The sequence below is a fragment of the Streptomyces sp. NBC_00057 genome (genome assembly GCF_045041165.1).
GTDB lineage: Bacteria > Actinomycetota > Actinomycetes > Streptomycetales > Streptomycetaceae > Streptomyces.
This window is the reverse complement of sequence record NZ_CP108256.1, coordinates 8,362,859-8,386,985: the sequence shown is the minus strand read 5'-3', so window position 1 is coordinate 8,386,985 and position 24,127 is coordinate 8,362,859. Positions and strand designations below refer to the sequence as shown.

Here is a 24,127-nt window from a genome sequence, read left to right as displayed (position 1 = left end):
AGACGGAGCCCCTGCTGCTCCTCTGAGACCTGACCTAGCATCTGGGCATGACGGTCCTGCCTGCCGACGGGCTTTCGTTGGCTGCCGAATTCCCTCACTCCGCCCATGAGCAGTGGCAAAGCCTTGTCGAAGGGGTGCTACGCAAATCGGGCAAGGAAGTTGCGGGTTCGGCCGCCGAGGAAGCGCTGTCCACCACGGTGGAGGACGGGCTCATCACCCGCCCCCTCTACACCTCGCGCGACAGCGCGCCCGATGCCGGATATCCGGGCTTCGCCCCCTTCACCCGCGGCGGCAGGGCCGAGGGCAACGCGGCGGGCGGCTGGGACGTACGGCAGCGGCACACCCTGTCGGATCCTGCGCGTCTCAACGAGGCGGTGCTCGCCGATCTGGAGAACGGTGTCACCTCGCTGTGGCTGACCGTGGGCGGTACCGGCGGCGTTCCGGTGTCCGCTCTGGCGGGGGCGCTGGACGGCGTATATCTCGATCTGGCTCCCGTGGTGCTGGACGCCGGAAGCGAATTCGACGCTGCGGCGAGGGAGTTGCTGCGGCTCTACGCGGAGCGGGGCGTCGGTGCGCAGACCGCGCGCGGCAACCTCGGCGCCGACCCGCTCGGGCAGGCCGCCCGCAGCGGCGCAGAACCCGGCCTGACGGCGGCGGTCCACTGGGCACAGCGGTGCGCGCAGGAGTATCCCGGACTGCGGGCCCTGACCGTCGACGCTCTGCCGTACCACGAGGCCGGCGGCTCGGCCGCCGAGGAGCTGGGCGCTTCGCTGGCGACAGGTGTCGCGTATCTGCGGGCACTGACGGAGGCCGGGCTCTGTGTCGAAGAGGCCTGCGCGCAGCTGGAGTTCCGATACGCGGCGACGGCCGATCAGTTCCTGACCATCGCCAAGCTGCGGGCCGCTCGGCGGCTGTGGGCCCGGGTGGCCGAGGTGTGCGGGGCCGCCGACGCCGGGGCGCAGCGCCAGCACGCGGTGACGTCCTCGGTGATGATGACGCGGCGCGATCCCTGGGTGAACATGCTGCGGACGACGCTGGCATGTCTGGGCGCGGGGGTAGGCGGGGCCGACTCCGTCACCGTGCTGCCGTTCGATCACGCCCTGGGTCTGCCGGACGCGTTCGCCCGGCGTATCGCCCGTAATACGTCGACGATCCTGCTGGAGGAGTCGCATCTGGCCCGGGTGATCGACCCGGCGGGCGGTTCCTGGTACGTGGAGCGGCTCACCACCGAACTCGCCGACGCCGCCTGGGCGTTCTTCCAGGAGATCGAGCGGTCGGGCGGCCAGGAGGCCGCTCTGCGCTCGGGAATGATCGGCGAGCGTCTCGCGGCCACCTGGGCGGCGCGCAGCAAGGATCTGGCGCGACGCAAGGAGCCGGTCACCGGGGTCAGTGAGTTCCCGCAGCTGGCGGAGCGCCCGGTGGAGCGCGAGGTGGCCCCCGCCGAGGTGTCCGCCACGGGATCGGGCGGTCTGCCCAGGGTCCGTCGTGACGAGGCGTTCGAGGTGCTGCGCGCCCGGTCGGACGCTCATCTCGCGGCGACCGGGCAACGGCCGCGGGTGTTCCTCGCCGCGCTCGGACCGGCCGCGGCCCACACCGCGCGGGCGTCGTTCGCCTCGAACCTGTTCCAGGCGGGCGGGATCGAACCGGTCCACGACCCGGTCTCGGTGGACGCGACGACGGCCGCCGACGCGTTCAGGGCCGGCGGAGCCACCGTGGCGTGCCTCTGCTCCAGCGACACGCTCTACGCCGATCAGGCCGGGGCGGTCGCCGAGGCACTGGGTTCGGCCGGTGCCCAGCGGGTGTTCCTCGCGGGCCGACCCGGCGAGTACACCGGTGTCGACGAGTACGTCTTCGCGGGCTCCGATGTGGTGGCCGTGCTCTCTTCCCTTCTCGACCGTATGGGTGTGGCGTAATGCGTATCCCTGACTTCTCCGACATCGAACTCGGACCGGGCGGCGCCGCCGAGGTGTCCGAGGACCAGTGGCGTGCCTCGGTGAAGGAGTCCTCCGGCAGTTCCGACGATGATCTGCTGTGGGAGACCCCGGAAGGCATCACGGTCAAGCCGCTGTACACCGGGCGCGATCTGGAGGGGCTCGACTTCCTCGGTACATATCCGGGCATGGCCCCGTATCTTCGGGGCCCGTATCCGACGATGTACGTCAACCAGCCCTGGACGATCCGGCAGTACGCCGGGTTCTCCACCGCCCAGGAGTCCAACGCCTTCTACCGCCGCAACCTCGCGGCCGGGCAGAAGGGCCTCTCCGTCGCCTTCGACCTACCGACCCACCGCGGCTACGACAGCGACCACCCGCGGGTGACCGGCGACGTCGGCATGGCGGGCGTGGCGATCGACTCGATCTACGACATGCGTCAGCTCTTCGACGGCATCCCGCTGGACAAGATGTCGGTGTCGATGACGATGAACGGCGCGGTGCTCCCCGTTCTCGCGCTGTACATCGTGGCTGCCGAGGAGCAGGGCGTCGGGCCCGAGAAGCTGGCCGGGACCATTCAGAACGACATTCTGAAAGAGTTCATGGTCCGCAACACCTACATCTATCCGCCGAAGCCCTCGATGCGGATCATCTCCGACATCTTCGCGTACACCTCGCAGAAGATGCCGCGCTACAACTCGATCTCGATCTCCGGCTATCACATCCAGGAGGCGGGTGCGACGGCCGATCTGGAGCTGGCGTACACCCTCGCGGACGGGGTGGAGTATCTGCGGGCCGGGCGGGACGCCGGTCTTGACGTGGACGCGTTCGCACCGCGGCTTTCGTTCTTCTGGGCGATCGGCATGAACTTCTTCATGGAGATCGCGAAGTTGCGGGCGGCCCGGCTGCTCTGGGCCAAGCTGGTCAAGGAGTTCGAGCCGAAGAACTCCAAGTCGCTGTCCCTGCGCACCCATTCGCAGACGTCGGGGTGGTCGCTGACCGCGCAGGACGTGTTCAACAACGTCACCCGGACCTGCGTGGAGGCGATGGCCGCCACCCAGGGGCACACCCAGTCGCTGCACACCAACGCGCTCGACGAGGCCCTCGCCCTGCCGACGGACTTCTCGGCGCGGATCGCCCGGAACACCCAGCTGCTGCTCCAGCAGGAGTCGGGCACCGGCCGGGTCATCGACCCGTGGGGCGGCAGCGCGTACGTGGAGCGGCTGACGTACGACCTGGCGCGCCGGGCCTGGCAGCACATCCAGGAGGTCGAGGCGGCCGGCGGCATGGCGCAGGCCATCGACGCGGGCATCCCGAAGCTCAGGGTCGAGGAGGCCGCGGCCCGTACCCAGGCGCGCATCGACTCCGGGCGCCAGCCGGTGATCGGGGTCAACAAGTACCGGGTGGAGACCGACGAGCAGATCGATGTGCTCAAGGTCGACAACTCCTTGGTGCGCACCCAGCAGATCGAGAAGCTGCGCCGGCTGCGCGAGGAGCGCGACGAGTCGGCGTGCCAGGCCGCGCTGCGGGCGCTGACGGCGGCGGCCGAGCGGGCCCCCGGCCCCGGTCTCGAAGGCAATCTGCTGGCACTCGCCGTCGACGCGGCACGCGCGATGGCGACCGTGGGCGAGATCTCGGACGCCCTGGAGAAGGTGTACGGGAGGCATGCGGGCCAGATCCGTACGATCTCCGGTGTGTACCGCAACGAGGCAGGTGAATCCCCTTCCGTGGACCGGACCCGGGCGCTGGTGGACCAGTTCGAGGAGGCCGAGGGGCGCCGTCCGCGCATCCTGGTCGCCAAGATGGGGCAGGACGGCCACGATCGCGGCCAGAAGGTGATCTCGACGGCCTTCGCCGACCTGGGCTTCGACGTCGACGTCGGCCCGCTGTTCCAGACGCCGGCCGAGGTGGCACGGCAGGCGGTGGAGGCGGACGTGCACATCGTGGGCGTCTCCTCGTTGGCCGCAGGGCACCTCACGCTCGTACCGGCGCTCCGCGAGGAGCTGGCCGCCGAGGGCCGCGACGACATCGTGATCGTGGTGGGCGGGGTGATTCCGCCGCAGGACATCGAGGCATTGCACGAGGCGGGGGCGACGGCGGTGTTCCCGCCCGGCACCGTGATTCCGGATGCCGCGTACGACCTGGTGACGCGGCTCGGTGCCGCGCTCGGCCACGAGCTGTGAGCCGCTGACCCGATGCCCCCGAAGATCGACATCGACAGTTATGTGAAGGGGGTGCTCGACGGGAAGCGGGCGTACATCGCGCGCGCGATCACTCTCGTCGAGTCCACCCGCCCCGATCACAGGGCGCTGGCCCAGCAGTTGCTGCGCGAGCTGCTGCCGCACTCCGGGAACGCCCGGCGCATCGGCATCAGCGGCGTGCCGGGGGTCGGGAAGTCCACCTTCATCGACGCGCTCGGCACGATGCTCACCGGGCTCGGTCACCGGGTCGCGGTGCTGGCCGTCGATCCCTCCTCCAGCCGTACCGGCGGCTCCATCCTGGGCGACAAGACCAGGATGGAGCACCTCGCGGTGGACCCCGCGGCGTTCGTACGTCCTTCTCCGACCGCCGGGACGCTCGGTGGGGTGGCCAAGGCGACCCGGGAGTCCATCGTGGTGATGGAGGCCGCGGGGTACGACGTGGTGCTGGTGGAGACGGTCGGCGTCGGCCAGTCGGAGACGGCGGTGGCCAATATGGTCGACACGTTTCTGCTGCTGACCCTGGCCCGTACCGGCGATCAGCTCCAGGGCATCAAGAAGGGCGTCCTGGAGCTGGCGGACGCCATCGCGGTCAACAAGGCGGACGGCCCGCACGAACGCGACGCACGAGCGGCCGCGCGCGAACTGGCGGGCGCACTGCGGCTGATGCACCCGGTCGACGCGGCCTGGACGCCCCCGGTCCTCACCTGCAGCGCCCGGGAGTCGACCGGTCTCGACACGCTGTGGGAGCGGCTGGAGCAGCACCGTGCGCTGTTCGAATCGACCGGCCGGCTCGCCGCGAAGCGGCGTGATCAGCAGGTCGACTGGACCTGGACGATGGTGCGGGACGAGCTGCTGGAGAGCCTGCGCGGCCATCCGGAGGTGCGCGCGCTCACTCCGGGGCTCGAACAGCGAGTACGGGAAGGCGAGTTGACGGCCACACTGGCGGCCGAGCAGATCCTGGGGGTGTTCCGGGGCGCGGCCCCGGCGGCGGCGGAGGGTGACCCCGCGGAGTGACGGGCGACGCGAGGCCGGACGCCGCGCGGCCGCCCTTCGCGCGACGACGGCAGTCCGACGAAGGACCTAGAGATCGAGCTGGTACTCGACCGACTTGTGCGTCGGCTCGTAGCCGAGCGCGTCGTTGACGCTCCGCATGTACGTGTTGCTGTCCGCGGTGTCCGCCAGCAGCCCGTCGAGGGCCGGGTGGCGTTCGCGGGCCTGCAGGATGGACTGCGCCTTCATCCACCGTGCGAGGCCGTGCCCCCGGTGTTCGGGGAGGACTCCGGTGCCGTAGTGCCGGCCGTCGCCCTTTCCGTCGCCCGGGACGACCAGTTCGGTGAAGCCCGCGATCGTGGAGTCGGACTCGTCGACGGCGACAACGGTGTGGAGCAGCTCGCCGCGTGCCGCGACGGCAGCCGCGGCGGCCCGGACCCGGTCCACGTCCCAGACGACCGTGCCGTAGTCGGTGTCGTCCATGGGCATGTCGTCCATGGCGCGGCACGATGCGGTGAACGCCGGCGCAAGATCGTGTGGGACGGTGCCGTCCCAGGACAGCAGCCGGTAGCCCGGATGCGGCTGTCCGACGATCCCGCGGAGAGCTCCGGTGTCGGCCTTCGCCAGCGGTAGGCGGGCGTACGTCAGGGTGAGGACCTCGCGCAGCCCTTTGGCCCGCAGAAAATGATCGCCGGAGGAACCGGCCTCGACCTGTGTGATGACGCTGCGTCGGCCCTCCTCGCGGGCAGCTGCGACGGCCGCGTCCAGCAGCTGTGAGCCGATGCCGATGCGGCGCTCCGCCGGGTGGACGTGAAGTTCCAGTTCGGCGAGATGGTCCTGGCCCTCACGGGTGAAGACGCGCAGGAACGCCGAGCCGACGGGGGCTGCCCGCCGGGTCGGACGCCAGCCACGCCAGCCGGTGGCTCGCGCCGGCACAGTCCGGGTCGGTCAGTGCGGTGATGCGTATCGACAAGATGACTCCTCCGCGCCGAGGGCGCCGGTCAGGACGGTTGAGCGGGCGTGCGGCCCGGAGAACCACATCACTCCGCGAGCGCCGCGGCAACCGGATATCGCAGCCGTCGCTGCCGGCCCGGTGCGCGCGCCGTGGTAGGGTTCGGTTGGTACATGTGTACGCCTCGATTCGAGGTGCCGGTGCCGATTCACTCTCGAAGAGCTGCTGCGCCCGTCCTTTCCTGACCGGTGATCCAGCTTTCCCGCACCCCTTCTTCCCGTCCGGTACGGGCTTTCCCCGTCCGGGCTTTCCTGCCCGTCGTCCGGGGCGTGATCTCTTCCGTCCCCATGCCGACCGGGCCCCTTCATTCGCCATGTCCGCGAAAGGACCACCCGTATGACCAGCACCCTCGAACACCCCGTCGATCAGCAGGAATTGCCCACCGAGACCGCCGGTGTCCTCGACATCACGCACCAGGGGCACGGCGCACTGCGCGTCCGTGACGGCCACCCCTCCCCCGGCGACGTACAGGTCTCCGCCACCCTGATCCGCCGCCACGGCCTGCGCAAGGGCGATGTCGTCGAAGGCTCCTGCGACCGGCCCCGCACCCTGTCCGGCGTCGCACGGGTCAACGGTCGCTCGTCGCAGGCGCTGCGCGGCCGGCCCCACTTCCGCGATCTCACCCCGCTCCACCCCCGGCGTCGACTGCGTCTGGAAACACCGTCCGGCAGTCCGGCCATGCGCCTCATCGACCTGGTCTCCCCGATCGCCAAGGGGCAGCGCGGACTCGTCGTCGCGCCGCCCAGGACCGGCAAAACTGTGCTGCTGCAGCAAGTCGCGGCAGCCGTCGCCGCCAACCACCCCGAGTGCCATCTGATGGTGGTGCTGCTCGACGAACGCCCGGAGGAGGTCACGGACATGCGCCGGTCCGTACGGGGCGAGGTGCTCGCCTCGACGTTCGACCGGCCCGCGAAGGAGCACATCGCGCTCGCCGAACTCGCGGTCGAACGCGCCAAGCGTCTGGTCGAACAGGGCCAGGACGTCGTCATCCTGCTGGACTCCCTCACCAGGTTGTGCCGCGCCCACAACAACACGTCAGCCGCGGGCGGACGCACCCTGAGCGGCGGCGTCGATGCAGCTGCCCTGCTCGGCCCCAAACGGCTCTTCGGTGCCGCACGACTCACCGAGGAGGGCGGCTCCCTCACGATCCTGGCCACCGCGCTGGTGGAGACCGGCTCCCGCGCCGACGACTACTTCTTCGAAGAGCTGAAGAGCACCGGCAACATGGAACTCCGGCTCGACCGCACGCTGGCGGACAGGCGCACCTACCCGGCCGTGAACATCCAGGCGTCCGGCACCCGGCGCGATGAACTCCTCGTTCCGGACGCCGAGTTGCGGGTGGTACGCGGACTGCGCCGCGCGCTGCACTCCCGGGACCCGCAGACGGCGCTCGAAACACTGCTGGACCGGATCCGGCACACTCCGGACAACGCGGCGTTCCTCCGCACGGTCCACCGAACCCTCCCGGATACCTGAGCCTGCCCGAGCCGCGCCGGACGGCGCAATAGGATGGACCGCCCTTGCATGATCCGTCCCTCACGAGCACAGGGAGAGCAGGCACATGGAATTCCGCCGACTCGGCCGCAGCGGTCTGACCATCAGTGAGATCGCTTACGGAAATTGGCTCACCCACGGCTCCCAGGTGGAGGAGGACGCAGCGGTCGCCTGTATCCGCGCCGCCCTCGACGCCGGGATCACCACCTTCGACACAGCGGACGTCTATGCCGAGACGCGGGCCGAAGCCGTCCTGGGCCGGGCGCTCAAGAACGAGCGCCGCGAGGGACTCGAGGTGTTCACCAAGGTCTACTTCCCGACCGGTCCCGGTCACAACGACCGGGGGCTCGGCCGCAAGCACATCATGGAGTCCATCGACAACTCGCTGCGCCGTCTGCAGACGGATTACGTGGACCTGTACCAGGCGCACCGCTACGACCACTCGACCCCGCTGGAAGAGACCATGGAGGCGTTCGCCGACGTCGTCCGCTCCGGCAAGGCCCTCTACATCGGTGTTTCGGAATGGACGGCCGACCAGCTCCGCGCCGCACATGGGCTGGCCCGCGAACTGCACGTGCCGCTGATCTCCAACCAGCCGCAGTACTCGGCGCTGTGGAGGGTCATCGAAGGCGAAGTGGTGCCCGCTTCCGAGGAGTTGGGCATCGGTCAGATCGTCTGGTCACCGATCGCTCAGGGCGCCCTCACGGGCAAGTACAAGCCCGGTGCGCCGCTCCCGGCCGGCTCTCGGGCGACGGACGACAAGGGCGGCGCGAGCATGGTCGCCGGCTGGCTCCGTGACGACGTGCTGGAGCGTGTCCAGCGACTGCGGCCGCTCGCCGACCAGGCCGGTCTGAGTCTCGCCCAGCTCGCGGTCGCCTGGGTGCTGCAGAACTCCAATGTCTCCGCCGCGATCATCGGCGCCTCCCGGCCCGAGCAGGTGACGGAGAACGTCGGGGCGGCGGGTGTGACACTCGACGCGGAGCTGTTGAAGGGCATCGACGACATCCTGGACCCGGTGGTGGAACGGGACCCCGGGCTGACGGCCGGGCACGAGAGCAACAGCTGATTCGACCGGCCCGCACGTGTGGGGCGGGGGCCTCCGGATCAGCGGCCCCCGCCCCACACCTCGGACGCCCGGGGCGAAGCGGGGACGCCGATCTGCCCGGCGCGGTCGCGGGGGACGAGGCCGGAGTCGACCCGGCGCAGCAGGCGGTGCTGGCCGAGTCGGTCGGCCAGGCCATGCTCGTGGTGCTGGACACGCTCTCTCCCGCCGAGCGGCCGGCCTTCGTCCTGCACGACATGTTCGCCGTTCCCTTCGACGAGATCGCGCCCGTCGTGGAGCGCACCCCGGCCGCGACCGGACAGCTCGCCGGACGGCTCGACCTGCAGATCGAGCACAGCGGCCCGACCGTCGACGGCTGGCAGCCTGCGGCCCCGGCCCCGCCGTGAGCGGGGCCGGGCACCGGGGCGTCAGGACGGCTGGATGAGCCCGATCACATTGCCGTCCGCGTCCTTCACCATCGCGGTCCGCTTGCCGCCGCCGACGTCCTGAATCTCCTGGAGCGTCTGCGCACCCGCATCGAGGAGCGTCGTCACATCACCCTCGATGTCGTCCACATGCCAGTGGCCGACCGGGCCGGTCATCCCCTTGCTGTGGCCGTGGGGATCCAGGCCGATGTCCTGTCCCGCCACCCGGTAGCCGACGTAAGACGGCTCGTCCATGCTGGGGTCGAGGCCCAGCAGCCCCGTGAACCGGGCCTTGGCACCGGCCAGGTCCTTGACGGGGTAGATGATCGTCTCGATTCCTGCGGTCATGGCGTACTGCTCGTCGCTTCGACGGGCGTTCTGTCCGTCGGAGGTATGTCCCGCACCGGCCGGGAAATGTGACCGGTGCCGAGGCGGATTCTTTTCCGAGCGGAACGCGGAACTTTTTCCGAGCTGTACGAGGTCAGGTGCCGGTGTGCAGCGAGGCGGTGTGCTCGCGGACCTGCGCCGGTGTGAGGTAGGAGTCCGTGTACTCGAAGTCGCGCAGCTTGGCCGGGTTCCGGGACTGGAAGCCGGTGCGTACGAAGTCGTCGCCCGCAATGGCGTTGAGCATCCAGTTGGTCATCACCCGCGCCTTGGCCACATTGGTCCGCAGAGCCGACCAGTGGTAGCCACGGGCGACGGCCTGCGCGATGATTCCGTGCATTTCGATGCCGATCGGCTTGGAGACCGCGTCCGTGCCGCCGAGGTCCACGGCAAGACCGAGATCCTTGTGGACATACGGCTTCAACGGCTGGTGCCGCAGCGTGGCAATGAGGTTGTCGGCGAGCCTGCGGCCCTGGCGCATGGCGTGCTGTGCGGTGGGCGGGCAGACCGCCCCGTCGCCCTTGCTCAGGTCCGGTACGGCCGCGGCGTCGCCGAGCGCGAAGATACCGTCGAAGCCCGGCAGCCTCATCTCGGGCGTCACCGCCAGCCGACCGCGTACGGTCTCCGCGTCGAATGTGGCAACCAGCGGACTCGCGGTGACTCCCGCCGTCCAGATCAGTGTGCGGCAGGGCACCACCCGACCATCGGTGAAGGTCACCTTCTCCCGCCCGGCCTCGGCGACCGAGACTCCGAGCGACACCTCGATGCCACGTGCACGCAGCACCTCCAGGGCGCTCCGGCCGAGCTTGTCCCCCAGTTCGGGCATCAGCTTCGGGGCGATGTCGATGAGATGCCACTTGATCAGCTTCGAGTCGAGCCGTGGGTAGTGCCTGACCGCGTTGGTGGTGAGGCGCTGCAGACAGGCAGCCGTCTCGGTGCCCGCGTATCCGCCGCCGACCACCACGAACTGCAGGCGCGAAGTCCGCTCGTTCTCGTCGTGGCTGGCGTCCGCGAGATCGAGCTGAGCGATCACGTGGTCACGCACGTACGCCGCCTCGGCCAGCGTCTTCATACCCCGGGCGTTGTCGAGCAGGCCGGGGATGTCGAAGGTACGGGTGACGCTCCCGGGGCTGAGCACGATGTAGTCGTAGGGCTCGTAGACGACCTCGTCGGTGATCTTGCGAATGACGCAGATCTTCGCTTTGGGGTCCACTCCGATGGCCCCGCCCGGGATGATCCGGGTGCGGTGCTTGCGACTGCGGCGCAGCGACACCGCGACCGACTGCGGGGTGAGCACACCTGCCGCCACCTGCGGCAGCAGGGGCAGGTAGAGCTGGTACGAGAACGGGGCGACGAGCGCGATCTCAGCCTCGCCCGGGATCAGCCCGCGCTCCAGACGGCGCACGCACTCCACCCCGGCGAATCCGGCGCCGACAACGAGAATCCTGGGTCGTGCCACAGTGTTCGTCCCTCCTCGGGCCTGCCCCGTCGCACGCGCCCGTCAGGTCACATCTTTACGAGCCGCATCCGACTTCGCCTGCTGGGGACGGCGGACGGACGACACCACCGGGTCAGCGGGCCAGTAGGGTGACGGCCGTGCAGGTGCCGCCGACCGCACCCACGAGCACAACACCGGCGGCCACGCAGCGTGCCTTGAGCCTGCGGTAGCGCGCCTCGTATTCGCCGCGCAGTCCGGTGGCGCGGGCGGAGATACGGCAGAGCATGGCCCGTGACGTGGCGAGGCGGTCCGCGGTATAAACCCGTTCCACGTCCTCGCGCTGTGCCGTGGTGAGCCAGGGCAACTCGTCGGTGAAGCGGCAGGCCTGTCGTCGCGCCTCCTCGACCTCGGCGTTCCACAGCAGATAGCCCTCCAGTTGTGCCAGACCGCGGGCACTGTCCTTGTCGGGGTCCACTCGCTCCTCCTCTCCCGGGGCCGCCGTGCTCACGCCTGCCTGTCCCCCGGGGTCCACGTCGTCCCGGTGTCAGGACGGTTGAGGCCTTCGTCGAGGGAGCGCACCGAGGGGTGGTGCAGGTCGAAAGCCGGAGATTCGGAACGGATCCGGGGCAGCGTGTAGAAGTTGTGCCGCGGCGGCGGGCAGGAGGTCGCCCACTCGAGCGAACGGCCGTAGCCCCACGGGTCGTCGACCCCGACGTTCTTGCCGTACTTAGCGGTCTTCCACACGTTGTAGAGGAACGGCAGCATCGACAGGCCGAGCAGGAACGAGGAGATCGTCGAGATCGTGTTCAGCGCGGTGAAGCCGTCTGCGGCGAGGTAGTCCGCGTAACGGCGCGGCATGCCCTCGGCACCCAGCCAGTGCTGCACCAGGAACGTGCCGTGGAAGCCCACGAACAGCGTCCAGAAGGTGATCTTGCCGAGCCGTTCGTCCAGGATCTTTCCGGTGAACTTCGGCCACCAGAAGTGGAATCCGGCGAACATCGCGAAGACCACGGTGCCGAAGACGACGTAATGGAAGTGCGCGACGACGAAGTACGAGTCCGAGACGTGGAAGTCCAGCGGGGGCGAGGCCAGGATCACGCCGGTGAGACCACCGAAGAGGAAGGTGACCAAGAAGCCGATCGACCAGAGCATCGGTGTCTCGAAGGACAGCGATCCCTTCCACATCGTGCCGATCCAGTTGAAGAACTTCACACCGGTCGGTACCGCGATGAGGAAGGTCACGAACGAGAAGAACGGCAACAGCACACCGCCGGTGACGAACATATGGTGCGCCCACACGGTCGCCGAGAGGCCTGCGATCGCGATCGTCGCGCTGATCAGGCCGATGTAGCCGAAGATCGGCTTTCGGCTGAAGACCGGAATGATCTCACTGACGATCCCGAAGAACGGCAGGGCGATGATGTACACCTCCGGGTGGCCGAAGAACCAGAAGAGGTGCTGCCAGAGCAGTGCGCCGCCGTTGGCCGCGTCGAAGACGTGCGCACCGAACTTGCGGTCCGCCTCCAGCACGAGCAGGGCCGCCGCGAGGACCGGGAAGGCCAGCAGGACCAGCACACCGGTCAGCAGGACGTTCCAGACGAAGATCGGCATGCGGAACATCGTCATGCCGGGGGCGCGCATGCCGATGATCGTGGTGATGAAGTTGACCGAGCCGAGGATCGTGCCGAAGCCGGAGAAGGCCAGACCCATGATCCACATGTCGCTGCCGATGCCCGGCGAGCGGACCGCGTCGGTCAGCGGGGAGTAGGCGAACCAGCCGAAGTCGGCCGCGCCGCTCGGGGTGAGGAAGCCGGCCACCACGATGATCGAGCCGAAGAGGTACAGCCAGTACGCGAACATGTTCAGCCGCGGGAACGCCACATCGGGGGCGCCGATCTGCAGCGGCATGATCCAGTTCGTGAACCCGGCGAAGAGCGGCGTCGCGAACATCAGCAGCATGATCGTGCCGTGGATCGTGAACGCCTGGTTGAACTGCTCGTTCGAAAGGATCTGGATGCCGGGACGGGCCAGCTCGGCGCGCATGACCAGGGCCAGCACACCTCCGACGATGAAAAAGGCGAACGATGTGAGCAGGTACAGCGTGCCGATCGTCTTGTGATCGGTGGTGGTCAGCCACTTGACGACGACGTTTCCCGGTTCCTTGGCCCGGACCGGAAGCTCGTTCGCGTACGCCTCCTCTTCCTCGGCTGCCCCTGTTGTGCCCGTCGTCGTCACTGGGACGCTCCTTCGATTGTCATTCGCAAGTGGACTGAGCACCCGGCAGGGGCGCCGCCTCCACCGGGCCGGCCGCCAAGCCGATCCCGCGCGCGTCACGCCAGATTCCAGGTGCAGCAAATCAGCCGTGGGGCCGCTATGTGCGGCCCTGCGCCCACCGTCGCGTGACTTTCACTCGTCAGGGCGTCCTGGGGTCCGGGCCTCAGCCCGCTCGCACACGGCCGATGCCTGTGCGGACTTCCGCATCGGTGATGAACGTCTCGGAGCAGACCGAACTCCCGCACCGTCCAACGCTGTTACCGCGGAATCCGGTGAACGCCCGGTTCGATGACCGGCCCCGGGCGACCCGGCGGTCGCTCAGGCCAGCCCGCCCGTCGCGCGCACGTTCTGGCCCGTGATCCACCGACCGTCGTGGCCGGCCAGGAAGGCAACCGCATCGGCCACATCGGCTGGTTCGCCCAATCGGCCGAGGGGGGTCATGCCGGCGACTGCCTCGAGCGCCTGCGGCTGATTGGTTCCGCGCAGCAGATCGGTGTCGGTCGCGCCGGGCGAGACGGTGTTGACCGTGATCCCACGCGCTCCGAGTTCGTGGGCGGCAATGGTGGTGAGTTGCTCGACCGCACCCTTGCTGGCGGCGTACGCAGAGATGCCTGGGCCCGGCCGCACGGTGTTCGCCGTGGAGATGTTCACGATGCGGCCGCCGTCGCGCATCCGCCGGGCCGCATGGCGGATCGTCATGAAGACCGCTCTGGTATTGACCGTCATCACCTTGTCGAACACCGCCGGGTCGGTGTCCGTGATGAGGGACGGGGCGAGGCACAGTGCGGCGTTGTTCACCAGGATGTCCAGGCCGCCCAGCTGTGCCTCGGCGGCCTCCATCAGCTGCTCCGGCGCGTCCGGGTCCACGAGATCGAGCCGGATGGCCCAGGCCCTGCCGCCGTTGTCCTGCACCGTGCGGACGACCTCTTCGGCCGCGTCGTCGCTGGTGGCGTAGTTGAAGACCACATGGGCCCCGTCTCGGCACAGGCGCTCGACGATCGCGCGGCCGATGCCCCGCGCCCCTCCGGTGACCACAGCGTTCCTGCCTGTCAACACGGTCTCTCCCCCTCCAGGAGCAGTTGATCCGGGTCATTCGAACCTACCGGCACCGCGGCTCCTTGTACGCGATTGCGCCGAGAACCGTCGGCGCCGGCCGAGCACCTCCGGTGCCGGCTCGGGACACGGAACCGCCCCGGCCGGGCATGGTGCCGGCCGGGGCGGGAGGGGTGAGGGGGCGCCGGGGATGCGCCCCCTCCCGCGACTGTCTCGTCAGCCGATGGCGGCGATGGCCTGCGTGAACGTCGCCGACGGGCGCATGACAGCCGAGGCCTGGGCCGGGTCGGGCTGGTAGTAGCCGCCGATGTCGGCCGGCGAGCCCTGCACCGCGATCAGCTCGTCGACGATGGTCTGCTCCTGCTCTCCCAGCGTCTTCGCGAGCCCGGCGAACGCCTGCGCAAGCTGCGCGTCGTCGGTCTGCTGCGCCAGCTCCTGGGCCCAGTAGAGGGCCAGGTAGAAGTGGCTGCCACGGTTGTCGATGCCACCCAGCTTGCGGCTCGGCGACTTGTCCTCGTTGAGGAAGGTGCCGGTCGCGCGGTCGAGGGTGTCCGCGAGGACCTGGGCACGCGAGTTGCCCGTGGTCGTAGCCAGGTGCTCGAAGCTGGCCGCGAGCGCGAAGAACTCACCCAGGCTGTCCCAGCGGAGGTAGTTCTCCTTGACGAGCTGCTGGACGTGCTTGGGCGCGGAGCCGCCGGCACCGGTCTCGAACAGTCCGCCGCCGTTCATGAGCGGGACGATGGAGAGCATCTTCGCGCTCGTGCCCAGTTCAAGGATCGGGAACAGGTCGGTCAGGTAGTCACGCAGCACATTGCCCGTGACCGAGATGGTGTCCTCGCCGCGGCGGATGCGCTCCAGCGAGAACGCGGTCGCCTTCACCGGCGACATGATCTCGATCTGCAGGCCGTCCGTGTCATGGTCGGCGAGGTACGTCTTGACCTTGGCGATCAGCTGCGCGTCGTGGGCGCGGTCCTCGTCGAGCCAGAACACGGCCGGGACGCCGGTGGCGCGGGCGCGGGTGACGGCGAGCTTCACCCAGTCCTGGATCGGCAGGTCCTTGGCCTGGCACATGCGGAAGATGTCGCCCGCGCCCACGACCTGCTCCAGCACGACATCGCCACTGCCGTCGACGACCCGCACCGTACCGGTGGTGGGGATCTCGAAGGTCTTGTCGTGGCTGCCGTACTCCTCGGCCTTCTGCGCCATCAGGCCGACATTCGGAACCGAGCCCATGGTCGACGGGTCGAAGGCGCCATTGGCACGGCAGTCGTCGATGACGACCTGGTAGACACCCGCGTAGCTGCTGTCGGGGAGCACCGCGAGGGTGTCGGCCTCCTTGCCGTCCGGGCCCCACATGTGACCGGAGGTGCGGATCATGGCCGGCATGGAGGCGTCGACGATGACGTCGCTCGGTACGTGCAGGTTGGTGATGCCCTTGTCGGAGTCGACCATGGCCAGCGCGGGGCCTTCGGCGAGCTCGGCCTCGAAGGATGCCTTGATCTCGGCGCCCACGTGCGGCACCGAGTCCAGGCCCTTGAGGATGCCGCCGAGGCCGTCGTTCGGGGAGAGACCGGCCGCGGCGAGCACCTGGCCGTACTTGGCAAAAGTGTTCGGGAAGAAGGCGCGGACCACGTGGCCGAAGATGATCGGGTCGGAGACCTTCATCATGGTGGCCTTGAGGTGGACGGAGAACAGCACGCCCTCGGCCTTGGCGCGGGCGACCTGCGCGGTGAAGAACTCGCGCAGGGCCGCGACTCGCATGACCGCCACATCGACGACCTCGCCCGCGAGCACCGGCACCGACTCACGCAGAACGGTGGTGCTGCCGTCGTCGCCCGCGAGCTCGATGCGCAGCGAACCGGCCTCGGCGATGACCGTGGACTTCTCGGTGGAGCGGAAGTCGTCGACGCCCATGGTGGCGACGTTCGTCTTCGAGTCGGCCGACCAGGCGCCCATCCGGTGCGGGTGCGCCTTGGCATAGTTCTTGACCGAGGCGGGGGCGCGGCGGTCGGAGTTGCCCTCGCGCAGCACGGGGTTCACCGCGCTGCCCTTGACCTTGTCGTAGCGCGCGCGGACGTCCTTGTCCTCATCGGTCTGCGGGTCGTCCGGGTAGTCCGGAAGCGCGTAGCCCTGCGCCTGCAGCTCGGCGATGGCAGCCTTCAGCTGCGGGATCGAAGCCGAGATGTTCGGCAGCTTGATGATATTGGCCTCGGGCGTCTTGGCCAGCGCGCCGAGCTCGGCGAGCGCGTCGTCGATGCGCTGGCTCTCCTCGAGGCGCTCGGGGAAGCAGGCGATGATGCGCCCGGCCAGCGAGATGTCACGGCTCTCGACATTGACCCCGGCCGTCGAGGCGTAGGCCTGGACCACGGGCAAGAACGAATACGTCGCCAGGGCCGGGGCCTCGTCGGTGTGTGTATAGATGATGGTCGAGTCAGTCACCCTGTGCTCCGCTCCACGTCTGCAACATTGCTTGACATCAAGATATCTCGTGATCGCTGCCGACTCGACAGGGCCCCGCCCCCTGCTTCGGCAGGAGCCACCACGGGCGCCGGGATCAGGGACGCCCCGACGGCGGGACTTCCTCCCCGGGCGGCACCGGACCGGGCGGGGTGCCGTCGCCGAACGGGCGTCCGCCCAGCTCCTCCCGGTGGTGCGGAGTCAGCCAGCCCGACAGATCGGGGCCGACGGGCACGATGCCGGTGGGGTTGATGCCCGTGTGGACCCGGTAGTAGTGCTGCTTGATGTGGTGGAAATCGACCGTGTCGCCGAAACCGGGGGTCTGGTACAGGTCGCTGGCGTACGCCCACAGGACGCGGTCCTCTGCCAGCTTCGAACGGTTGCACTTGAAGTGTCCGTGGTAGACGGCGTCGAAGCGCACCAGTGTGGTGAACAGCCTGATGTCGGCTTCGGTGAGGGATTCGCCGACGAGATAGCGCCGGTCCGCGAGACGCTCGGACACCAGGTCCAGGCGGCCGAACACATCCTGGTAGGCGGCCTCGTATTCGGACTGCTGCGCCGCGAAGCCCGCGCGGTACACGCCGTTGTTGACATCGCGGTAGATGCCCTGCATGACCTCGTCGATCTCGTCACGCAGGGCCTCGGGATACAGGTCGGGGGCGCCCTGCCGGTGCAGCGCGGTCCACTCGGTCGCGAAGTCCAGCGTGATCTGCTGGAAGTCGTTGGTGACGAGCCTGCCGCTGGGCACGTCGACGACAGCGGGCACGCTGACCCCGCCGGGGTAGTCCCGCTCCCGTGCGTTGTACGCCTCGCTCAGGTAGCTGATGCCGAGCACCGGGTCCCTGCCACCCTCGTCCAGGGTGAAGCGCCAGCTGCGGTCGTCCTGGATCGGATCGGCGACGGCCAGCGAGAGGGCGCTCTCCAGCCCGAGGAGCCGCCGGGACACGAGTGCGCGGCTCGCCCACGGGCAGGCGCGGCTGACCACCAGCCGGTAGCGGCCGGCCTCGACGGGCCAGCCGTCCCGGCCGTCGGCGGTGATGCGGTCGGCGAAATGGCTCCTGGACCGTTTGAAGGCCTTGTGCCCGTACGCCGCGTTGCTATCGGTCCCTGCGCTGGTGGTCGCGCTCATCTCGCTCTCCTTCATGGCGTTCTCCCCACGGACGGACTGCGGACGGACCGGTGTGCACGACTCCTGCTGCGGCGCTCCCCGCGCACATCTGCCAGCCCGATGAGCAGAGCGGCCAGGACGAAGGCGACCGCGACGACGAGCCCGCGGTCGTACGCAGTGGCCCACCCGTCGCCGCCCAGTTGGGCGAAGAACATCGAGCCGACCGCGGCGATCCCGATCGCCGACCCGACGCGCTGGCCGGTCTGGAGGGTTCCGCCGGCGCTCCCCGCCCTGGCCACCGGTACTTGGGAGAGGGTCAGTGTCTGGTTCGGGGCGATGACCAGGCCGCTGCCCAGACCGGCCAGGAGCAGTGGGGCCACCATCGCCCACCCCGCGCCCCGCCCCGGCACCAGATGCACGGCGAGCGCGGTGGCCGCCAGCCCCACGGCCACCGTGGTCAGACCGGTCACGACGAGGGGGCGCCCGAATCGGCCGACCATTCGGCCGCCGGGGCTCGCCGCGACGGCCGCGCCCAGTGCGAAAGGTGTGATGGCGAGTCCCGCCTGCAGGGCGGAGTAGTGCAGTCCGCTCTGCAGGTAGAGCGTGGTGATGAAGAAGATCGAGGTGAATCCGGCGAAGTACATCAGGCTCAGCAGACAGCCCAGCCAGTAGGAGCGGACCCGGAAGAGCGACAGGTCGACGACCGGTTGCGTGCCGCGTCTGCCGCATCGGGATTCCCAGCCGACAAAGACGACGAGCAGCGCCACGGCCACCGCGATCAGCAGCCACTTCCGGTTTCCGGGCCACTGCTGCGACTGCACGAAGGGCAGCAGCAGAGCCAGTACACCCGTGCCGAGCAGCAGCACGCCGAGGGGGTCGAGGTCACGCAGGCGCACCCGGCCGGCCGAGGGTGTGTCCGGGAGCAGGCGCCGGGCAAGCAGAAGACAGACGGCGCCGAGCGGCAGATTGACGTAGAACACCCAGCGCCAGCCCTCCTCGGCCCCGGCCGCCTGGATCAGCAGGCCACCGGAGAGCGGGCCGACAGCGGTGGAGATGGCGACCACGGTGCCGAACATGCCGAAGGCCCGGCCGCGCTCCTGGCCGGAGAACATCTGCTGGATCAAGGCGGAGATCTGTGGCGAGATCATGCCTCCGGCGAGGCCCTGTACCAGACGGGCGACCACCAGCCAGAGGCTGGACTGAGCGGCTCCGCAGGCCGCTGATGCCAGGGTGAACAGGGCGAGCCCGGCCATGAACACCACGCGGCGTCCCCGCGCGTCACCGAGCCGTCCCGCGGGGATCAGGAACAGGCCGAAGGCGAGCGAGTAGCCGGAGAGGACCCATTGCAGGTCGGACTCCGGGGTGTGGAGCCCTTCCCGGATCGACGGCAGGGCGACATTGACGATGGATACGTCGAGCAGGGTCATGAACCCCGCGATCAGACACACCGCGAGCGCCCGCCAGCGGCGTGGGTCGGGGGTTCCGGAGCCGGGGGCAGAGTGAGCATCCCACCCCGCAACACCCCAGTGAGCTGCACTCTCTGCCATGGCTCGCACCCTAGGACCATGGGCCCCGATACTCATCCCGGCAGGGCCGCGACGGCGGTTTTCCAGCATCCGTTTCAGTGGACGGGAAGCACCGGGCGCAGGAAACGGCCGTGTCCCAGGAGGAGGACACGGCCGTCGACGGTCCGCACGGGCTCCGGACCGTGGCCGGCGCATTCGTCGGTCTGCTGGGCCGCGGCCCAGCAGACCGACCCCGGCGATCGGGTGGCGGCCCTGTCCGCGAGCGCAGCCGCCGAACTCATGGATGCGGCCACCGGGTGATTCTCCCGTCGGCGTGCGGGCTCCGGTCACGGTCGGCAATGTGGGATCGGGAGCGTACAGAGTGGCGCTGAGGTGCGGTGCAGCACGGTCGGGTACAGGGTGAGGGCATGAGCCCGACCCCGCCGTTCGTGAGACACAGGTCTCGAAGACCCGGGGGCGATCGTGGACAACTTGATGGGGGTCGAATGGCGAGGAGCCGAAGCCCGCCCACACGAGCCGAAAGCCCAACAGGCCCCAGGAAAGAGGGGCCCGCTCCGGCGTGTCCGGGGGACAACGAAACCGAGGAAGTGATCGTCATGGGACACGGTGGCAACGTGATCGCGGAACTGACGGCCGATCATCGTGAAGTGGCGGAGCTGTTCCAGCAGATCGAAGCGCAGCGCGTCGACCATCCGCAGCGGCGGGACCTGGCTGACCGGTTGACCGCGGAGCTGGTGCAGCACTCAGTGGCCGAGGAGATGCACCTGTACCCGACCGTGCGCAAGCACGTCCGCAACGGTGCGGAGCTGGCGGACAAGGAACTCGCCGAACACACCAAGATCGACCACATGCTCAAGGACCTCGAAGACCTGAACGCCGACGATCCGCAGTTCAACGACATCGTCGCGAAGCTGAAGCTCGAGTTCGCCGCCCACCTTCGCGAGGAGGAGGACGACCTCTTCCCGAAACTCGCCGCCACCTGCTCACCCGAGAAGCTGGACGAGCTGGGGCAACTGGTCCGCCGAGCCAAGCAGACCGCACCCACCCGCCCGCACCCCGCCCTCCCCCACACCCCGCCCGCCAACAAGTTGATCGCGCCCGGCGCAGGGCTCGTGGACCGCGTACGCGACCTGCTGAGCGGCCGCAAGACCACGGGCTGAACCGTCCCGGTACTCACTGCGTTCCGACGACACCTACGGCCCGCGGACCCGCTCCTGACCCGACCGTCATCACCAATCCCTGCCCCCACCGGTCAGATGCGGCTGCCGGAGGCGGTGTCGGACGACAGCCGCTGGGCGAGGTAGATCGGTATGACGGACAGCAGGACGAGGACGGCTGCGACGACGTTGACGACGGGGGCCTGTTGGGGTCGGGCCATATTGGAGAAGATCCAGACGGGGAGGGTCTGGACGCCGGGCCCGGCGGTGAAGGTCGTCACGACGATCTCGTCGAAGGACAGAGCGAAGGCGAGTAGTCCGCCCGCCAACAGCGCGGAGCGCACCAACGGGAAGGTGATGTCGACGAACGTACGGAAGGTTGTTGAGGACGACCACGATGCAGAAGGTGGCGTGGCCGACGCCCACCGTGAACATTCCGAGGCTACGGCGCCGACGTGGTGAACGCCTGCCGGGCCGCGGACGCCCGGTTCTCCGTCACGGCACGGATGAACGCCTCGGTCAAGGCCGCCATCGCGGGCATCGGCGAGAGCGCGTCGACGGCGATCAAGTACCCCAAGTCAGTCTGGGACGAGGAGGGACAGTGCTGGATCTCGGACGCGGAGATAGCCGAGACCACCTACACCGCCTTCACCTCCAAGCCGAAGAAACAGCAGGTCACCGCCCGATTGATCGTGCGCAGGGTGAAGCGGCTCAACCCCGCGGCCCTGCCCGAGGGGCAGGGCACGCTCTTCGATACCTGGCTCTACCACGCCGCGTTCACCGACTCCCCGCTCACCCTGATCGACGCCGAGCGTGATCACCGACGGCACACCGTGGTGGAGCAGGTGATCGCGGACGTCGAGAACAGCGCCTTCGCGCACGCCCCCTCGGGGCACTTCCAGGCGAACGCCGCCTGGCTCACGCCCGCCGCCCTCGCCCACAGCCTGACCCGCGCCGCCGGGGCCCTGGCCTGTGCGTTCCATGCCCGCGCGACCACCGCGACGATCCGCGACCACCTGATCAACGTGCCCGCACGTCTGGCCCGCTCGGCACGCCGCCTCACCCTCCACCTGCCCCAACGCTGGCCCTGGAAAAGCGAGTTCATCCAGCTGTTCACCGCCACGCACGCGCCACCACCAGTCGGATGACGCTCCCCGAAACGACCCGCCCGAGAGGGCCCGATACCTGTAGACACGTGGAAGAGCTGGGCAGACCAGCGGACACCCGACATCCGAAACCACCGGTCAACTCCGCGAGGACCCAAAACCCGCGCACGTACCACCGCTCATTGTGGTGCGCCTCGAGCACAACCAGCAGAGCAGCCCTGCGCAAGCCCGTGAGCGTGTACGCACGTGACCTTCGCTGCCCTAAGGTCGATACTGCCAATGGCAGCTTCTCACCGACCCGCGTCCAACCGCTGCGGAAGCCTGACGGCCCGTCACCGAAGTCAGCATTGAGTCAGCATCAATGCCGCCAGAGTCCGCTTCCGACCGCCACATATCGCCGAGATCAACAATCCAAGTCGGATCATTCGACCAGCCAAAACACAGGCCAGAGACCCACCTGCTACGTTCCCCAGGAGGTACCCGTGAGGATGCTCATCAACGTCCCCGAAACCGTTGTCGCAGACGCGCTGCGCGGGATCGCCGCCGCTCACCCCGAGCTGACCGTGGATGTCGAGAATCGTGTCGTCGTACGGCGTGACGCACCCGTGGCCGGAAAGGTGGCGCTCGTCTCCGGGGGCGGGTCCGGGCACGAGCCGTTGCATGCGGGGTTCGTCGGGCCCGGGATGCTGTCCGCGGCCTGCCCGGGAGAGGTGTTCACCTCGCCGGTGCCGGATCAGATGGTGCGGGCCGCCGCCGCGGTCGACAGTGGGACGGGGGTGTTGTTCGTCGTCAAGAACTACACCGGTGACGTGCTGAATTTCGAGATGGCTGCCGAGCTCGCCGAGGACGAGGGCGTACAGGTCACCCAGGTGCTCGTCAATGACGACGTGGCGGTGGCCGACAGTCTGTTCACCGCGGGGCGGCGGGGCACGGGCGCGACCTTGTTCGTCGAGAAGATCGCCGGGGCGGCGGCCGAGGAAGGTGCGCCGCTGGAGCGGGTGGAGGCCATTGCCCGGCGGGTGAACGAGGCATCGCGGAGTTTCGGGGTGGCACTCAGCGCCGTCACCACGCCCGCCAAGGGGTCCCCCACATTCGACCTGCCGCCGGGCGAGCTGGAGCTGGGGATCGGAATTCACGGCGAGCCGGGACGGGAGCGGCGTCCGATGATGACGTCGCGGGAGATCGCGGACTTCGCGGTGGACGCGGTCCTGGAGGACCTGCGGCCGCGTGGACCCGTGATCGTGCTGGTCAACGGGATGGGTGCGACGCCGCTGCTGGAGCTGTACGGGTTCAATGCCGAGGTCCAGCGGGTGCTGTCCGAGCGGGGTGTGGTGGCGGCTCGTACGCTCGTGGGGAACTATGTGACCTCGCTCGACATGGCGGGCTGCTCGGTGACGCTCTGCCAGGTGGACGAGGAGCTGCTGCGCCTCTGGGACGCGCCGGTGGAGACGCCTGCGCTGCGCTGGGGCCGTTGACCCGCCCGACAAGGAGATCATGTGCTCGACGCCGACTTCTTCCACCGCTGGATGACCGCGGCCGCGGCTTCCGTGGACCGCGAGGCGAATCACCTGACCGAGCTCGACTCGGCGATCGGCGACGCCGATCACGGCAGCAATCTGCAGCGCGGATTCGCCGCGGTGAGGGTGGCCCTGGACAAGGAGCCGCCGCAGACTCCGGGGGCCGTGCTGATGCTCGCCGGGCGACAGCTGATCGCGACGGTCGGCGGGGCTTCGGGCCCCTTGTACGGAACGCTGTTGCGACGTACCGGTAAGGCTCTGGGCGACGCGCCCCGGGTGCCGCGGCAGCAGTTGGCACAGGCGCTGGGGGCGGGCGTCGCGGCCGTGGCCCAGATGGGCGGGGCGCAGGCCGGGGACAAGACGATGCTCGATGCGCTGCTGCCGGCCGCCGAGGCGCTCGGCACGTCGTTCGGGGCGGCCCGGGAGGCGGCGGACGCTGGGGCGCTGGCGACGGTACCGATGCTGGCCCGCAAGGGCAGAGCAAGCTATCTGGGTGAGCGCAGCATCGGGCATCAGGACCCGGGTGCGACGTCCTCCGCCCTGCTGATCACCGCACTGGCCGAGACCGATGGTGCGAGGGGCGGTGACGCATGAGCGGCGGGAAGCAGGTCGGGATCGTGCTGGTCTCGCACAGCGGCCCGGTGGCCGAGTCCGTCGCCGAGCTGGCCAGGGGTCTCGCGGCAGGTGGTGCGACGGCTCCGGTGGCCGCCGCCGGTGGCACTCCTGCGGGCGGTCTCGGGACCAGTGCCCAGCTGATCGCCGAGGCGGCCAGGTCGGTGGACGGCGGAGCGGGGGTGGCGATACTGGTCGACCTGGGCAGCGCGGTGCTCACGGTCAAGGCGATGCTGGCCGAGGGGGACGAACTGCCGGACGACTCGCGGCTGGTGGACGCGCCGTTCCTGGAGGGTGCGGTGGCTGCCGTGGTCACCGCGTCGGCGGGCGGCGACATCGCGGCGGTGGAGGCTGCGGCGTCGGAGGCCCACGAGTACCACAAGGTGTAGGCAGACGGGTT

The 24,127-nt window shown here is 69.3% G+C and carries 20 protein-coding genes and 2 pseudogenes; 11 read left to right on the top strand and 11 right to left on the bottom strand.

Going from position 1 to position 24,127, the window contains the following annotated elements; translation table 11 throughout:
- Positions 1-47 precede the first annotated feature (47 nt).
- From mutA to meaB, 3 genes are read left to right on the top strand one after another with little or no spacing between them, the layout of a single operon-like run.
- Positions 48-1,913: a methylmalonyl-CoA mutase small subunit gene (gene mutA, locus OG953_RS39365; RefSeq protein ID WP_405690523.1), complete on the top strand. Its 1,866-nt coding sequence runs from the start codon at positions 48-50 to the stop codon at positions 1,911-1,913.
- Entirely contained in the window at positions 1,913-4,114 is a 2,202-nt protein-coding gene (gene scpA, locus OG953_RS39360) for a methylmalonyl-CoA mutase (RefSeq protein ID WP_405690521.1), read from the top strand. The genes mutA and scpA overlap by 1 nt, the downstream gene beginning before the upstream one ends.
- A 12-nt stretch (positions 4,115-4,126) precedes the next feature.
- Positions 4,127-5,146, top strand: a complete 1,020-nt coding sequence (gene meaB, locus OG953_RS39355; RefSeq protein ID WP_405690518.1) for a methylmalonyl Co-A mutase-associated GTPase MeaB — start codon at positions 4,127-4,129, stop codon at positions 5,144-5,146.
- Between the two features lie 66 nt (positions 5,147-5,212).
- On the opposite strand, the pseudogene OG953_RS39350 reads toward meaB, so the two are convergent.
- Positions 5,213-6,095: pseudogene (locus OG953_RS39350) on the bottom strand (GNAT family N-acetyltransferase).
- Positions 6,096-6,470: 375 nt separating this feature from the next.
- Here OG953_RS39350 and rho point away from each other — a divergent pair.
- The 3 genes from rho to OG953_RS39335 all read left to right on the top strand — a co-directional run bounded on the left by rho (position 6,471) and on the right by OG953_RS39335 (position 9,077).
- Positions 6,471-7,610 carry a transcription termination factor Rho gene (rho, locus tag OG953_RS39345; RefSeq protein WP_405690516.1) on the top strand — a complete coding sequence of 380 codons (1,140 nt, stop codon included), beginning with the start codon at positions 6,471-6,473 and terminating at the stop codon, positions 7,608-7,610.
- An 85-nt stretch (positions 7,611-7,695) separates the two neighbouring features.
- Entirely contained in the window at positions 7,696-8,694 is a 999-nt protein-coding gene (locus OG953_RS39340) for an aldo/keto reductase family protein (RefSeq protein WP_405690515.1), read from the top strand.
- 146 nt (positions 8,695-8,840) lie between these two features.
- Positions 8,841-9,077 (top strand): hypothetical protein, encoded by a 237-nt coding sequence (locus OG953_RS39335; RefSeq protein ID WP_405690513.1) that lies wholly within the window; start codon positions 8,841-8,843, stop codon positions 9,075-9,077.
- A gap of 21 nt (positions 9,078-9,098) precedes the next feature.
- On the opposite strand, the gene OG953_RS39330 is transcribed toward OG953_RS39335, so the two are convergent.
- The 9 genes from OG953_RS39330 to OG953_RS39290 form a co-directional block, all read right to left on the bottom strand.
- Complete coding sequence (locus OG953_RS39330) at positions 9,099-9,443, bottom strand: VOC family protein (RefSeq protein ID WP_405690511.1); 345 nt, start codon at positions 9,441-9,443, stop codon at positions 9,099-9,101.
- A 133-nt stretch (positions 9,444-9,576) separates the two neighbouring features.
- A complete protein-coding gene (locus OG953_RS39325) occupies positions 9,577-10,938 on the bottom strand; it encodes an NAD(P)/FAD-dependent oxidoreductase (RefSeq protein ID WP_405690508.1) in 1,362 nt (453 codons plus the stop codon).
- A 112-nt stretch (positions 10,939-11,050) separates the two neighbouring features.
- Positions 11,051-11,392, bottom strand: a complete 342-nt coding sequence (locus OG953_RS39320) for a hypothetical protein (RefSeq protein WP_405692331.1) — start codon at positions 11,390-11,392, stop codon at positions 11,051-11,053.
- 29 nt (positions 11,393-11,421) lie between these two features.
- The gene (ctaD, locus tag OG953_RS39315; protein ID WP_405690506.1) at positions 11,422-13,152 is read right to left on the bottom strand and encodes a cytochrome c oxidase subunit I; all 1,731 of its coding nucleotides are present in this window, start codon (positions 13,150-13,152) and stop codon (positions 11,422-11,424) included.
- Between the two features lie 357 nt (positions 13,153-13,509).
- Positions 13,510-14,247 carry a glucose 1-dehydrogenase gene (locus tag OG953_RS39310; RefSeq protein WP_405690504.1) on the bottom strand — a complete coding sequence of 246 codons (738 nt, stop codon included), beginning with the start codon at positions 14,245-14,247 and terminating at the stop codon, positions 13,510-13,512.
- Between the two features lie 213 nt (positions 14,248-14,460).
- Positions 14,461-16,683 carry an NADP-dependent isocitrate dehydrogenase gene (locus OG953_RS39305; protein WP_405690502.1) on the bottom strand — a complete coding sequence of 741 codons (2,223 nt, stop codon included), beginning with the start codon at positions 16,681-16,683 and terminating at the stop codon, positions 14,461-14,463.
- 115 nt (positions 16,684-16,798) lie between these two features.
- Complete coding sequence (locus OG953_RS39300; RefSeq protein ID WP_405690500.1) at positions 16,799-17,830, bottom strand: glutathione S-transferase family protein; 1,032 nt, start codon at positions 17,828-17,830, stop codon at positions 16,799-16,801.
- An 11-nt stretch (positions 17,831-17,841) separates the two neighbouring features.
- Positions 17,842-19,356, bottom strand: coding sequence for an MFS transporter (locus tag OG953_RS39295; RefSeq protein WP_405690498.1), 1,515 nt, complete (start codon positions 19,354-19,356; stop codon positions 17,842-17,844).
- A gap of 74 nt (positions 19,357-19,430) precedes the next feature.
- The gene (locus OG953_RS39290; protein WP_405690496.1) at positions 19,431-19,628 is read right to left on the bottom strand and encodes a hypothetical protein; all 198 of its coding nucleotides are present in this window, start codon (positions 19,626-19,628) and stop codon (positions 19,431-19,433) included.
- Positions 19,629-19,931: 303 nt separating this feature from the next.
- Here OG953_RS39290 and OG953_RS39285 point away from each other — a divergent pair, with 303 nt between their 5' ends.
- Positions 19,932-20,495 carry a hemerythrin domain-containing protein gene (locus OG953_RS39285; protein ID WP_405690494.1) on the top strand — a complete coding sequence of 188 codons (564 nt, stop codon included), beginning with the start codon at positions 19,932-19,934 and terminating at the stop codon, positions 20,493-20,495.
- 92 nt (positions 20,496-20,587) lie between these two features.
- Here OG953_RS39285 and OG953_RS39280 read toward each other — a convergent pair.
- Positions 20,588-20,933 (bottom strand): annotated as a pseudogene (locus tag OG953_RS39280) (ABC transporter permease); the annotation flags it as partial.
- A 14-nt stretch (positions 20,934-20,947) separates the two neighbouring features.
- Between OG953_RS39280 and OG953_RS39275 the strand changes: the two are divergent.
- From OG953_RS39275 to OG953_RS39260, 4 genes are all read left to right on the top strand, one after another.
- Entirely contained in the window at positions 20,948-21,640 is a 693-nt protein-coding gene (locus OG953_RS39275; protein WP_405690491.1) for a transposase, read from the top strand.
- Positions 21,641-22,086: 446 nt separating this feature from the next.
- Positions 22,087-23,073 carry a dihydroxyacetone kinase subunit DhaK gene (gene dhaK / locus OG953_RS39270; protein ID WP_405692329.1) on the top strand — a complete coding sequence of 329 codons (987 nt, stop codon included), beginning with the start codon at positions 22,087-22,089 and terminating at the stop codon, positions 23,071-23,073.
- A gap of 21 nt (positions 23,074-23,094) precedes the next feature.
- Positions 23,095-23,709, top strand: coding sequence for a dihydroxyacetone kinase subunit DhaL (gene dhaL, locus OG953_RS39265; RefSeq protein WP_405690489.1), 615 nt, complete (start codon positions 23,095-23,097; stop codon positions 23,707-23,709).
- Positions 23,706-24,116, top strand: coding sequence for a PTS-dependent dihydroxyacetone kinase phosphotransferase subunit DhaM (locus OG953_RS39260; protein WP_405690488.1), 411 nt, complete (start codon positions 23,706-23,708; stop codon positions 24,114-24,116). The genes dhaL and OG953_RS39260 overlap by 4 nt, the downstream gene beginning before the upstream one ends.
- The last annotated feature ends 11 nt before the right edge of the window (positions 24,117-24,127 follow it).

Bases quoted from the DNA above. Each gene is read 5' to 3' on its own strand.
- mutA (WP_405690523.1), top strand. From the start codon at position 48: ATGACGGTCCTGCCTGCCGACGGGCTTTCGTTGGCTGCCGAATTCCCT.
- scpA (WP_405690521.1), top strand. From the start codon at position 1,913: ATGCGTATCCCTGACTTCTCCGACATCGAACTCGGACCGGGCGGCGCC.
- meaB (WP_405690518.1), top strand. From the start codon at position 4,127: ATGCCCCCGAAGATCGACATCGACAGTTATGTGAAGGGGGTGCTCGAC.
- rho (WP_405690516.1), top strand. From the start codon at position 6,471: ATGACCAGCACCCTCGAACACCCCGTCGATCAGCAGGAATTGCCCACC.
- OG953_RS39340 (WP_405690515.1), top strand. From the start codon at position 7,696: ATGGAATTCCGCCGACTCGGCCGCAGCGGTCTGACCATCAGTGAGATC.
- OG953_RS39330 (WP_405690511.1), bottom strand. From the start codon at position 9,443: ATGACCGCAGGAATCGAGACGATCATCTACCCCGTCAAGGACCTGGCC.
- OG953_RS39300 (WP_405690500.1), bottom strand. From the start codon at position 17,830: ATGAGCGCGACCACCAGCGCAGGGACCGATAGCAACGCGGCGTACGGG.
- OG953_RS39295 (WP_405690498.1), bottom strand. From the start codon at position 19,356: ATGGCAGAGAGTGCAGCTCACTGGGGTGTTGCGGGGTGGGATGCTCAC.
- OG953_RS39285 (WP_405690494.1), top strand. From the start codon at position 19,932: ATGGGACACGGTGGCAACGTGATCGCGGAACTGACGGCCGATCATCGT.
- dhaK (WP_405692329.1), top strand. From the start codon at position 22,087: ATGCTCATCAACGTCCCCGAAACCGTTGTCGCAGACGCGCTGCGCGGG.
- OG953_RS39260 (WP_405690488.1), top strand. From the start codon at position 23,706: ATGAGCGGCGGGAAGCAGGTCGGGATCGTGCTGGTCTCGCACAGCGGC.